The following is a 13,552-nucleotide window of genomic DNA, read 5'->3' as shown; positions in this document are numbered from 1 at the left end:
TCGTTATATGCGCTCTTCTTTTCGCAAATAATTATGGAAGATTTTTAACAACGTCTATTAATAATAATAATGATTCTCATTAATAGCAAGTCGACACTCCGAATAAACAAAAACGCTGGTAGCTTAAAGCAACCAGCGTCTATTATTCTCAATAACTATTGAATACTTATTTAAATATTTTTAGCTAAAATTCTCAGCCTTCTACAATATCCGCATTAAGGCAAGTCTTAAAGTGGCGCAAAGCCCATTCGTGACCTTGCGGATCAAAGCTTGCGACTGCATCTTTGTGAACTACGATTTTGAAGCCAAGATTATACGCATCAACAGCAGTGTGAAGCACGCAAATATCCGTGCAAACACCCACCAAGTGCAACTCCTCAATATGACGTTCGCGCAGCTTAATCAGCAAATCCGTGCCATTAAACGACGAGTAGCGAGTTTTATGAATGTAATACACATTGCTTTTATCTTTATTCTCCTCGTAAAAATCACCAAGCGCGCCGTACAGCTTCTGACCGTGAGTTCCTGCGATATTGTGAGGTGGGAAAAGCTTAGTTTCAGGATGATACGGATCGTTCAAATGGTGCGTATCAATCGCAAAAACCACGAACTCACCGGCGTCAAGAAATTCCTGCGAAATCTCAGTAATACGCTTCTCGAGCTTTTGCGCAGGCTCGCCCACAGTAAGAGAGCCATCGCTTGCCACAAAATCATTCGTATAATCAATGTTAATAAGGGCTTTATTCATACCTACTCCTTGTATGAAATTTACAGAATAATCGCAAATAGCATTACTGCTAACAGCATTATTGCAAATAGCTCTACTGCAATAGCATAATCGCTTTAGTTACAATATTCCGCATTCTTAATTGCTTGATTTTATTTCAATTGATAGCCCAATTATCAACTCAATTGCTGGCCCAATTGCGATCGGCGCAATACCTCAATATTCAAAGAATACTCAAAGCTCACTTGCTTCTGCACCGACTATCATCATTTAATCACTACCTTGCGGCAAATGATGCTACAAAACGTTTGCCGGGAATTTTTCGTTACTGGTGCAGTACAGTTTCTGCGCGCGTGTCTCTGTTGTCTGTTTTTAACTACATTTGCCGTAAGTTTTCATCACGTTTGCGCGACGACCTGCTTGAGCGCAGCATTGCGCGCGCGAAAGCAATTCGGAGCGTGAGCTTGCTCAGACGGAAAGTCCAGTGGACTTTCCGTGCAAGCTCAGCAGTGAGCACTTATAGCGCGAGCGTTGTCCAGAGTTTGGAGGATTACAAAAACAGTAGTATACGAAAATAAAAAAGCGGGGAGTGAAAACTCCCCGCTAGAAAAATAATGCGGCAGCGTGCTAGTCTCCCACACCCTATCGAGTGCAGTACCCTCGCCGTGTCAGGCCTTAGCTTCCGGGTTCGGAATGGGACCGGGCGTCTCACCTGAGCCATGACCACCGCAAAACTAGATTATACACTCAAAACCATTGAGTGGCAACACGTGGCGGTTTGGGAACCGGACATGAACGCGAATAAAAACTCTCTTACCAACTGATCGTTAAGCAAAACATTCAGTACTCATTAACGCTAGAAGAATAATACTCATGAGGAACTCACCCTCCCCACTCACAAAAGTGAGGAAGAATGTCACCATCGCCCGTTAGTACTAGTCAGCTCCACCCCTTACAGGGCTTCCACATCTAGCCTATCAACCACGTGTTCTACATGGGGGCTCACACACTAAAGTGCAAGGAATGCTTATCTTGGAGCAGGCTTCCCGCTTAGATGCTTTCAGCGGTTATCCCTTCCGAACGTAGCTAACCGGCAGCGCCACTGGCGTGACGACCGGCATACCAGAGGTTCGTCCACCCAGGTCCTCTCGTACTATGGGCAGGTCTCCTCAACATTCCAACGAGCGCAGAGGATAGAGACCAAACTGTCTCACGACGTTCTGAACCCAGCTCGCGTGCCGCTTTAATCGGCGAACAGCCGAACCCTTGGGACCTGCTCCAGCCCCAGGATGCGACGAGCCGACATCGAGGTGCCAAACCATCCCGTCGATATGGACTCTTGGGAATGATCAGCCTGTTATCCCCGGGGTACCTTTTATCCGTTGAGCGATGCCACGTCCGTACGCCGGCACCGGATCACTATCTCCGACTTTCGTCCCTGCTCGACCCGTCAGTCTCACAGTCAAGCCCGCTTGTGCGATTACACTCAACACCCGATTGCCAACCGGGCTGAGCGGACCATTGAGCGCCTCCGTTACTCTTTAGGAGGCAACCGCCCCAGTTAAACTACCCGCCAGGCACTGTCCCTGACACGGATAACGTGTCGAGGTTAGACGCCAGATATGGAAAGAGCGGTATTTCACCTGTCGACTCCACGCAAGCTAGCGCCCACGCTTCACAGCCTCCCGCCTATGCTACACGATCCACACCTAACGACAATACCAAGGTATAGTAAAGGTCCCGGGGTCTTTTCGTCCTTCTGCGCTTAACGAGCATCTTTACTCGTACTGCAATTTCGCCGGGCTCCTGGCCGAGACAGTGGGGAAGTCGTTACGCCATTCGTGCAGGTCGGAACTTACCCGACAAGGAATTTCGCTACCTTAGGATGGTTATAGTTACCACCGCCGTTTACCGGGGCTTAAATTCACCGCTTCACCGAAGCTAACGGATCCTCTTAACCTTCCGGCACCGGGCAGGCGTCAGAGCGTATACAGCGGCTTACGCCTTCGCACGCTCCTGTGTTTTTGGTAAACAGTCGCTACCCCCTAGCTTGTGCCACCCCCAACAGCTCAACAGTGTAAAACCATATCACCATCAGAGGTCTCCCTTATGCCGAAGGCACGGGAGTAATTTGCCGAGTTCCTTGGCCAGGATTCGCCCGATCGCTTCGGTATACTCTACCAGACCACCAGTGTCGGTTTAGGGTACGAGCGGAATCACACCTCACGTTGAAGCTTTTCTTGGCAAGCAGGATCACCGGAATCAGCCTTACAGCCTACCCATCACGCCTCAGCTTTAACATCCCCCGGATTTACCTAGGAGACAGCCCACACGCTTAGCCACGGAAAACCACCTCCGCAGCCGGCTACCTACCCGCGTCACTCCCACGCTAACCTACTACCGATACAGTCCCAACACAAACCAGCCAACAACCCCGAAAGGCAATCAACCAGCAAATGAAGGTTAGTACTCTCAGATTCAGTTCGAACGGTGTAACACCGGTACGGGAATATCAACCCGTTCATCCATTCGACTACGCCTGTCGGCCTCGCCTTAGGACTCGACTCACCCGGGGACGACGAACGTGGCCCCGGAACCCTTAGTCATTCAGCGGACGGGATTCACACCCGTCTCTCGCTACTCATGTCTGCATTCTCACTCCTGTAAAGTCCACGACAAGTTCACACTGCCGCTTCACCCCATACAGGACGCTCTCCTACCCCGCATGAAACAAATCATGCAGCCGCGTCTTCGGTGGCGTGCTTAAGCCCCGCTACATTGTCGGCGCGGAACCACTAGACCAGTGAGCTGTTACGCACTCTTTCAAGGATGGCTGCTTCTGAGCCAACCTCCTGGCTGTCTATGCGACTCCACATCCTTTCCCACTTAGCACGCGCTTCGGGACCTTAGACGACGATCAGGGCTGTTTCCCTTTTGACGACGGAGCTTATCCCCCGCCGACTCACTGCCGTGATAAACCTAACAGGTATTCGGAGTTTGGCTGCTATTGGTACCCGGTATGGGCCCGCAAGCATCCAGTAGCTCTACCCCCTGTAAGCAATAACACGACGCTGCACCTAAATGCATTTCGGAGAGAACCAGCTATCACGGAATTTGATTGGCCTTTCACCCCTAACCCCAAGTCATCCCCCCAGTTTTCAACCTAGGTGGGTTCGGTCCTCCACACGGTCTTACCCGCGCTTCAACCTGCTCAGGGCTAGATCATCCCGCTTCGGGTCCAGGACATGCGACTCAAACGCCTTTTAAAACTCGCTTTCGCTACGGCTCCCCCACCCGGGTTAGCCTCGCCACATACCACTGACTCGCAGACTCATTTTTCGATAGGCACGCCGTCACCCCACAAAGAAGGCTCCGACGGATTGTAAGCGCACGGTTTCAGGAACTATTTCACTCCCCTCCCGGGGTGCTTTTCACCTTTCCCTCACGGTACTAGTACACTATCGGTCAGACAGGAATACTTAGGCTTACCCAACGGTCTGGGCAGATTCACGCGGGATTCCACGAGTCCCGCGCTACTTGGGAATAAACATAAAGAGACATCGCACGACAAGCTACGGGGCCATCACCCTCTACGGCTGGGAATTCAATCCCATTCACCTAGCACGACATTTTATCACTCTCCTCAACCCCGTCAGAGGCTGAACAGTCCATCCCACGACCCCGAATGCGCAACACCTGACGGCTATCACACGCACCCGGTTTAGCCTGATCCGCTTTCGCTCGCCACTACTCACGGAGTATCCTTTCCTGCAGGTACTGAGATGTTTCACTTCCCTGCGTACCCCCCACAAAAACTGTGGTGACCACTCATAACAGTGGCCGGGTCTCCCCATTCGGAAATCCTCGGATCAAAGCCCACTCGGCAGCTCCCCGAGGCATATCGCAGCCCGTCACGTCCTTCATCGGTCCTGTCTACCAAGGCATCCACCATACGCCCTTACCAGTGACAAACACTAAAGTAAGAACCCATCAGCAAAATTCTCTAGACAAAAAATCATCACACTAAACGATCACAAAACGATCAAGCGACTCCAACAAAAGGAGCCGGTTGAAATTGATAAAAGCAAAAAAATCGAAACCAAAAAAGTTTCGCATTTTACTCGCGTCCACTATCCAGTTCTCAAACCACCACAACACCACAAAACCCAAGCCAAACACTCAAAAGCATCAACCTGAAATCCTGTGAGTCAAGGACCGCAACCCCAAACAAAGGGGGGTGGCAATCCGGGAACCCAAAAGCATGCCCAACAAACTCATCTAAAAACGTCAACTATTGTTTTCCACACCAGTAACCACACTCAAACCGAGCGTGCACAAAAACTCCGTAGAAAGGAGGTGATCCAGCCGCACCTTCCGGTACGGCTACCTTGTTACGACTTAGTCCCAATCACGAGCCTCACCTTAGACGGCTCCATCCCAAAAGGGTTAGGCCACCGGCTTCGGGTGCTGCCCACTTTCATGACTTGACGGGCGGTGTGTACAAGGCCCGGGAACGCATTCACCGCGACGTTGCTGATTCGCGATTACTAGCGACTCCGCCTTCACGTAGTCGAGTTGCAGACTACGATCCGAACTGAGACCGGTTTTAAGGGATCCGCTCCATGTCACCATGTCGCATCCCGTTGTACCGGCCATTGTAGCATGCGTGAAGCCCTGGACGTAAGGGGCATGATGATCTGACGTCATCCCCACCTTCCTCCGAGTTAACCCCGGCGGTCCCCCGTGAGTTCCCGGCATAACCCGCTGGCAACACAGGGCGAGGGTTGCGCTCGTTGCGGGACTTAACCCAACATCTCACGACACGAGCTGACGACGACCATGCACCACCTGTGAACCTGCCCCGAAGGGAAACCACATCTCTGCAGTCGACAGGCACATGTCAAGCCCAGGTAAGGTTCTTCGCGTTGCATCGAATTAATCCGCATGCTCCGCCGCTTGTGCGGGCCCCCGTCAATTTCTTTGAGTTTTAGCCTTGCGGCCGTACTCCCCAGGCGGGACGCTTAACGCGTTAGCTCCGACACGGAACCCGTGGAATGGGCCCCACATCCAGCGTCCACCGTTTACGGCGTGGACTACCAGGGTATCTAATCCTGTTCGCTCCCCACGCTTTCGCTTCTCAGCGTCAGTAACAGCCCAGAGACCTGCCTTCGCCATTGGTGTTCTTCCCGATATCTACACATTCCACCGTTACACCGGGAATTCCAGTCTCCCCTACTGCACTCTAGCCCGCCCGTACCCGGCGCAGACCCACCGTTAAGCGATGGGCTTTCACACCAGACGCGACGAACCGCCTACAAGCTCTTTACGCCCAATAATTCCGGATAACGCTTGCGCCCTACGTATTACCGCGGCTGCTGGCACGTAGTTAGCCGGCGCTTATTCGAAAGGTACACTCACCCGAAAGCTTGCTCCCAATCAAAAGCGGTTTACAACCCGAAGGCCTTCATCCCGCACGCGGCGTCGCTGCGTCAGGGTTTCCCCCATTGCGCAATATTCCCCACTGCTGCCTCCCGTAGGAGTCTGGGCCGTATCTCAGTCCCAATGTGGCCGTCCGCCCTCTCAGGCCGGCTACCCGTCGAAGCCTAGGTGGGCCATTACCCCGCCTACAAGCTGATAGGACGCGACCCCATCCCATGCCACTAAACACTTTCCCAACAAGACATGCGTCAAGTTGGAGCATCCAGCATTACCACCCGTTTCCAAGAGCTATTCTGGAGCATGGGGCAGGTTGGTCACGCATTACTCACCCGTTCGCCACTCTCACCAACCAGCAAGCTGGTCAGATCCCGTTCGACTTGCATGTGTTAAGCACGCCGCCAGCGTTCATCCTGAGCCAGAATCGAACCCTCCACGAAAAACTTCAATGAAGAGCCAACAAAAGGCTCCAATATTAAAAAGAAAAAGACGAGACATTCTTTAAGGAAAGAACATCCCAACAAAAACCTCACCACCATTTAACCATCTCTCAGGCACCCTGCAATCTGCAAGGCAGGCAATGAACTGGCAATAATTAACTAATAAGTAGTACAGACACGCTCTTGAGTTCTCAAACCACCACCACACCAGCCGGCCCATCAACCTCAACCGAGGAGAACCAGCCGCGCTGAGCAGCAAGAGATAAACTTACACCAACCCACGCTAAAACGCAAACCCACCAAAAACAAACACCCCAAAACCATTGAAAACAAGCCAAAACACCGGCGTGTCGAAAACCACGAAAAAGCACCAAAAAAGCATGCTATCTGATATTGAATCTATAAAAACTTTTTAAAAAATAATAGATTTCTTAAAAAATACACAAAATAGGATAAAAATACGCAAAAAATCAATAACGCTCACGCATCAACACGCATATTAAAGATTTCTGCCAGACCTGCAATATCTGGCTCACCATATTTCGCAACCAATTGCATCCAACGATTAGCGTTGTCTTCACCAAATCGCGCAGCCTTGCGACGATAAGAATCGACTGTCAAAAAACGAGGAGGTATCGATTTGCTGTTATATTTATCCGCAACCATAACAATTTCTTGCTCAACTGTTTGCGGAATATAGTCTTCAGCAGGAAGAGACAAATTTTGCGCAATAACTTGCTCTCGAGTTAAGCCAACTCCAGTATGATTGCGCGCAAATTGCGCAGCATCCTCACTAAAACCATTATCAATTAAATATTTATATCCACGCAAACCATGCAAAATATAATTCGGTCCATCAAAGCGTAATATGCCACCAGCGTTGCTACTGCCATCACTTTCAAGCACAAAATACGTGCCAATATCGTGCAACAATCCACCTATTAAAGCTGCGTATTCATCAATATACTGTTTTGGAGCTAAGCCACCACTAAGCGCAGGTAATATTGCATAACTATCTCCGACAAGCTCCTGAAGGCAATTTTTTGCTATTTCAGCACGCTTACGCAAAGTTTCACTCATTTGAGCAGCACGATTTTCAGCGGACAAAAGCATATTGCAATGATGAGCAATTTGCCAAGCAATTGTTGAGATTACAACACAATGACCGTGAATAAGCTCATAAGCAGCAGAAGATGGTGCAGTTGCACTATGCAATTTCTCTACTTCACCAAAATCAGGTAAATCAGCGAGTTTTATCGAGTTGCAATTAAGTATACTTTCTGCACCATTTTCCATTTTAAGGCTCTTCCTTAAGATTCTTACTTAAGATTATTTTTTGCACTCTTTTCAGTTGCTGCACTCTTTTCAGATTTCACACTATTCGCATCATTGGCACGAGCAGCATCCTCCACAGCCTGCACAACAGCATGCGTTACATTCGCTGCATCGATATTTGCCCCATCTTTATTAAGCTTCTCCACGCTAACTTTTTTTGTCTCTTTAATTGGAACTGGGCTAATTTTCCCAGTATTGGCAAGTTTTTCGTTAGCAAACATCACATTAGCAGCAGCAATATCTCGTGCGTTCATAACAGCAGTCTGCTCAGCATCAGTAGGTCTGATATCTTTCACAACGTGAATATTAGTTTCAAGCGCTGAGGCACCTTGCAAAGATTGAACTGCTCGCTGAGAACAGTCTTCACGCTTCAAACGCGGAGGTCTGCGAGTAGAAATAAACAACGGCTGCACTTCAACAACCGGATTGTAAGGAGCCAAACCAAACCATTTAACAGGCGTACCAGCAACATGTCTAATTGCATATTTCATCTTTAAAGATAACGCTCCACGCACAGAAATATTAGATTCCGGCATCAACGCTTTGTGCAACAGAACATATCGAATTGGTCCAATATCTGGATCTGCATCAACCTTCGGATACACGGATTTTTGCTGAGGAAGTTCGCCCGTGTGCGACAAGTCATGCATAATTTGGTGAAGATACGCTGGTATAGAAGGCGACACTTTAAATCCGAGTTTAATTTTTACGCGGAATAAGTAGTCCGTACCGAAATTCTCTACACAATACTCACGAGTAAACGGAGCGTCATCTGTTTCTACAGAAACAGCCCACCAAGCTCTAGCACGCTTTGGATGGTCGGCAAAAATAGAGAAGAAGATTCCAGTATCGAGACGCTTCATTTCACAATCGGAAGTCAAATACACAATATTGTCAGCGAAATACGGAATACGGAAATCTCCGTGCAACTTATCTAGCACAGGTAGGAAATCTTTCGGTTTCATGTGCAAACGTTGCGAACGCTCAATTTTAGTTCCATCTTTCCAAGTGACCATAATGATCAAAATTGAAACACCGAGCAGCATAGTAAACCAGCCACCGTGCATGAATTTCGCCATGGAAGCCACAAAGAACATCATCTCAATCATGAGGAATACGATTGCAAATATGAAGGCACCAAATCGCTTCTTCTGATACCACATGTGCACTGTAAGCAAAATAGTCGTAGCAAGCATAGTTAGAGTTAAAGCTAAACCGTATGCGCCAGAGATATGTTCAGAATCGCGGAATACTGCAAGAACCGTAATAGTGGCAACACACAGCACAACATTCACAACTGGAATATACAGCTGTCCACGAGTTCTAGCAGGATATCGCACTTGCAAATGTGGCATCCAATTTAGGCTTGTTGCCTCAGAAACCATTGTGTATGCGCCTGTAATCAGCGCTTGAGAAGCAATAATGCCAGCAGTAACCGAAAGAATAACGGCAACATATCGCACATTCGGTTCAAGCATTTGGAAGAACGGGTTCAAACCTTCTATTGACCATAATGCTTTATCGTTTTGATTTTTCAACATCCAAGCGCCTTGCCCAAAGTAATTCAGCAGCAAAGCAATTTTAATAAACGGCCAGGTTGCGTACACATTGCCTCTACCAACATGACCCATATCAGAATATAACGCTTCAGCACCGGTAGTAGAAAGGAAGATCACACCCATAACCGCTAATCCCTGCACATTATGCGTGCTAAACAGGAATTTTATGCCATAAATCGGGTTAAGTGCTTCAAAAATAGTCCAATCTTGGCCAATGTTCATGACACCAACCAGCGCAAGGAAAGCAAACCAAAGCATCACAACAATGCCAAATACTTTGCCAATTCGCTCGGTTCCGCGTTGCTGTACAGAGAAAAGTATGACGATTATAATAACCGTAATCATCATCGACAAATTCTCATTTTCTAAGAATATTGGCTTAAACACTGCAATAGTGCGCAAACCTTCAACTGCTGAAGAGATGGAAACTGCAGGAGTCAGCACAGAATCTGCCAAAAACGCGGCTCCACCAATCATTGCCGGTATTGCAAGCCACGCGCCTTTTTTACGTAGAAGCGAATATAAAGCAAAAATGCCGCCTTCGCCTTTGTTGTCTGTTCTCATTGCAACAAATACGTATTTTACGGTTGTAATTAATGTGATTGACCAGAACAGTAGCGAAAGCATTCCGTAGATAGTCGCGCGATTTATGTTTTGTAAGCCGCCTTGACCTGCTAAAAATGTTTGCGCAGTATAAAGCGGAGAAGTACCAATATCGCCATAGACAACGCCAAGAGCAACAATTGCCATTCCCAATGTAAAACGATCGGAACTGGTTTGCAATTTTGCCCACCATCTACCTAACGGACCTCGTACTGCACTAGCAACAAGCTTTTCTGCTTCTTTTACCTCTTGCGCTTGCTGCTGAGCTATTACTTTGCGCTCTTCGCGTGTTGTCGTTTTTTTTGACACCTGAGGAGCCTTAGTAAACGAGGCAGCTCGCAATATAGCATCCTTAGTACCTTTTAAGGATTTAGTGCTTTTCTCGGAATCTTTCGCGCCGTTGCGAGGATCCTTTGTACTATCGTTTGATGGTACAGTAGTGCGTGACTTAGTCATGCTTAATTGTTCCTCCATATATGAGGTTTCTTCTTGATGCCAACAAGAAGTCGCATAAACCTCACACCTCACAGTTTTATTTCCGTACTTGGATATTGTATACAACAATAGTGCATCGCGCAAAAAATATTAAAAAATCCTTGAAAATTAAGGATTTTATATTCCTAAAATTCGTAAATTTTTCGCGTATTTTCGCGTGTAACTTTCGCTGCTTGCAATAACGATATATTTAGAACTTCAGAAAGTGTTTCTAGCGTATAAGGAACCATATAAGGCGCGTTTGGCCGTCCACGATACGGCATTGGCGTTAAATAAGGCGCATCCGTTTCAACAGTTATATGGTCTTTGCCAATAATTCGCGCAGATTCGCGTAATTCATCATTGCCTTTGTAACTTATCGTTCCAGAAAAACTTGCGTACCAACCGTGCTCTTTCAATATTTCGGCTAAATCCACACCACCAGCATAACTGTGAAATACTGTTCGCTCAGGAGCACCATCTTTTAGTAAGACTTTTACTACGTCTTCATGCGCATCACGATCGTGAATTTGTAAAGGTAAATTCAGCTCTTTTGCGAGCGCAATATGGTCGCGGAAAGCCTCTATTTGTGCTTCTCGCGCAGGCTCTCCCGTACGAAAGTAGTCTAAACCGGTTTCACCTATTGCCACTACTTCTTTTGGATGAGCAATTACTAGCGAGCGCAAATGTTGCATAGCTTCGTCAAATGGAATATCGTGATACGGCTTGTAAACTATCGGCAGTCCGTCAGGGCCTTTAGCTCCTTTGTGACCGTGTAATACTGCTTCGTTTGGGTGTATTGCTATTGCTGCGCGAACTGAATTTTCATGCGTTTGAGCAAACTTAATCGTCGGCTCCCAATCTGGATATTCACATCCGACTTCTAGCATGTGCGAAACGCCTGATGATTTTGCTTGAACAACTAAATCGTCTGCAGTAGGTTCCGCTATTACATCGCGACCTTTTTCTGCTAATTCTTGATTCAAATTATGTGCAAAATCCACAACGCTAATCATGTGCGTGTGATCGTCTGCAATTGTTATTCCTTCTTGTAGCAGATTTTCCCATACTGCAGATTGCGTTGCTAAAGCCGGCGCCCAATTATGTTCGCGATGATGTTTACTCATATTTTTAAGTCTACTCGCAAACTCAACTGTCAATTTTTATTGAATGATAAGTATTTATAAAACTGCTTTGCGAATTGCATCATATTGCGATTTTACAAGACGATAATACGCTCCTCTTGCCTCCATAAGCTCGTTATGAGTGCCTTTTTCAACAATTTCTCCATGATCGATTACACAAATCAAATCCGCATTCTCAATCGTCGAAAGCCTATGCGCTATTACAAAAGATGTGCGATTTTTAAGTAATTGAGCTAATCCTGCTTGTAATGCTTCTTCTGTACGAGTATCAATATTACTTGTTGCCTCATCTAGAATAAGAATTCGCGGATTCGCAAGCAATACTCGCGCAAACGATATAAGCTGACGCTGACCTGCAGAAAGAGTGGCTCCGCGCTCTTCAATTTCAGTATCGTATCCGTTCGGTAATCCTTCAATAAATTCGTGAGCATGAACTGCACGCGCTGCAATCTCAATTTCTTCATCAGTGGCATCGAGCTTTCCATAACGGATGTTCTCGCGTACGGTTCCACTGAAAATAAAACTATCTTGCAACATTACGCCCATTTGTTTTCTAAGAGATGCGAGCGTTACTGAACGTACATCGTACCCGTCTATAGTAATCGAGCCTTCTGAAACGTCGTAGAATCTAGAAAGAAGACTTACGAGAGTTGTTTTTCCTGCACCAGTAGGTCCCACAAGAGCTACAGTAGTGCCAGGATTAACATGCAAATCAACCAAGTTTAATATTGGCCTTCCATCTTCTTCGTAACGGAAAACAACGTCGTTTACGTCTACTTTTCCTTCGATTTGAGGCAATTGAATAGCATCTGGCTTATCTACGATATTTGGCTTAATTCGTAGAGTTTCAAAAATTCGTTCCAAATAAACTGAGCACGTTACAAGTTGCGTATAGAAGTTTCCAATATTTACTACTGGATCCCAGAAAGTAGTCGAATACCAAACAAATGCTATAAGTGTTCCCGTGCTCACGTTCATTGCACCTAAGTTTGCTATGCCAGAGTAATACAAAAGCGCTATTGCTGCAGTCTCAATAATTGAAGCACCAGGCCAAAGTAACATTTGCACTCTAACGTTTCGCATCCAAGCACTTCTTACTTCTGCTTGTTGCTCTTGGAAAGTAGCGTATGCTGTAGCTTCTCGCGCAAAAGTTTGCGTTGTTTTTACTCCTGCGATTGATTCGTGCAAATACGCATTTAAATTACTTTGTTTATTTGATAATTTTTTAGACGCTTTTCTTTGCAAAATTTGTAAAGTTCGCGTCCAAATTATAAATATTGGGAATAGCGCTAAGCTCCACAAAGCCATTCGCCAATCTATAACAAACATTGTTATTAATGTAATAATAAGCACAAAAACGTCGGAAAATACGTTAATTAAACCAGACGAAAGCGTGTCAGAAAGCGTATTGATGTAGTTTACGATGCGAATCAGAATTTTCCCATGCGGACGCGAATCAAAATAATCAAAAGATAATGATTGAACATGCGTAAAAATATCGCGTCGCATGTCTTTGATTATCATCTGGCCGATGCGCGTAATTGCTAAAGTTCTGTACGCTAAACCAAGCTCATACAATATAATGAGCAGTGCGAATACGGCAATAATTGTATATAAATAATTGACGTTTTTCTGAGACAATACAACGTCGATTAGCGTTTTCGTAATCATTGGCATCGCTGTCATAATGATGCTGCCGCTAATAACTACCATAATTACGAATAGAAGTTTAGTAGCATACGGCTTCATATATTTTCTAACGCGCATAAGTTCGTGCACGTTTATGTGTTCTTCTTGACCTTCGTCTTCACGATAAGTATTACGTTGTGCCAT

Annotated in this window: 6 protein-coding genes and 3 rRNA genes; all 9 read right to left on the bottom strand. The window is 46.5% G+C overall.

Going from position 1 to position 13,552, the window contains the following annotated elements; translation table 11 throughout:
• Window positions 1–193: 193 nt before the first annotated feature.
• The 9 genes from HXT32_RS00750 to HXT32_RS00710 all read right to left on the bottom strand — a co-directional run bounded on the left by HXT32_RS00750 (window position 194) and on the right by HXT32_RS00710 (window position 13,552).
• Window positions 194–748, bottom strand: a complete 555-nt coding sequence (locus tag HXT32_RS00750; protein WP_012914495.1) for a cysteine hydrolase family protein — start codon at window positions 746–748, stop codon at window positions 194–196.
• A gap of 593 nt (window positions 749–1,341) precedes the next feature.
• Window positions 1,342–1,458 (bottom strand): 5S ribosomal RNA (gene rrf, locus HXT32_RS00745).
• Window positions 1,459–1,637: 179 nt separating this feature from the next.
• Window positions 1,638–4,699 (bottom strand): 23S ribosomal RNA (locus HXT32_RS00740).
• A gap of 377 nt (window positions 4,700–5,076) precedes the next feature.
• Window positions 5,077–6,603 (bottom strand): 16S ribosomal RNA (locus HXT32_RS00735).
• The 16S, 23S and 5S rRNA genes sit together here, the layout of an rRNA operon.
• A 191-nt stretch (window positions 6,604–6,794) precedes the next feature.
• A complete protein-coding gene (locus tag HXT32_RS00730; protein ID WP_162720529.1) occupies window positions 6,795–6,941 on the bottom strand; it encodes a hypothetical protein in 147 nt (48 codons plus the stop codon).
• A gap of 142 nt (window positions 6,942–7,083) precedes the next feature.
• The gene (locus HXT32_RS00725) at window positions 7,084–7,899 is read right to left on the bottom strand and encodes an HD domain-containing protein (protein WP_004107986.1); all 816 of its coding nucleotides are present in this window, start codon (window positions 7,897–7,899) and stop codon (window positions 7,084–7,086) included.
• A gap of 23 nt (window positions 7,900–7,922) precedes the next feature.
• Window positions 7,923–10,556 (bottom strand): KUP/HAK/KT family potassium transporter, encoded by a 2,634-nt coding sequence (locus HXT32_RS00720; protein WP_415685023.1) that lies wholly within the window; start codon window positions 10,554–10,556, stop codon window positions 7,923–7,925.
• 164 nt (window positions 10,557–10,720) lie between these two features.
• Window positions 10,721–11,701, bottom strand: coding sequence for a TatD family hydrolase (locus tag HXT32_RS00715; protein WP_421783530.1), 981 nt, complete (start codon window positions 11,699–11,701; stop codon window positions 10,721–10,723).
• A gap of 54 nt (window positions 11,702–11,755) precedes the next feature.
• Window positions 11,756–13,552 (bottom strand): ABC transporter ATP-binding protein, encoded by a 1,797-nt coding sequence (locus HXT32_RS00710; protein ID WP_004107992.1) that lies wholly within the window; start codon window positions 13,550–13,552, stop codon window positions 11,756–11,758.

Origin of the sequence: Gardnerella sp. DNF00747, from assembly GCF_049262675.1 — a bacterium.
Classification (GTDB): Bacteria; Actinomycetota; Actinomycetes; order Actinomycetales; family Bifidobacteriaceae; genus Bifidobacterium; species Bifidobacterium swidsinskii.
The sequence above is the reverse complement of the archived record's forward strand: the minus strand, read 5'-3'. Positions and strand labels throughout refer to the sequence as shown.

Bases quoted from the DNA above. Each gene is read 5' to 3' on its own strand.
- HXT32_RS00750 (WP_012914495.1), bottom strand. From the start codon at position 748: ATGAATAAAGCCCTTATTAACATTGATTATACGAATGATTTTGTGGCA.
- HXT32_RS00725 (WP_004107986.1), bottom strand. From the start codon at position 7,899: ATGGAAAATGGTGCAGAAAGTATACTTAATTGCAACTCGATAAAACTC.
- HXT32_RS00720 (WP_415685023.1), bottom strand. From the start codon at position 10,556: ATGACTAAGTCACGCACTACTGTACCATCAAACGATAGTACAAAGGAT.
- HXT32_RS00715 (WP_421783530.1), bottom strand. From the start codon at position 11,701: ATGAGTAAACATCATCGCGAACATAATTGGGCGCCGGCTTTAGCAACG.
- HXT32_RS00710 (WP_004107992.1), bottom strand. From the start codon at position 13,552: ATGGCACAACGTAATACTTATCGTGAAGACGAAGGTCAAGAAGAACAC.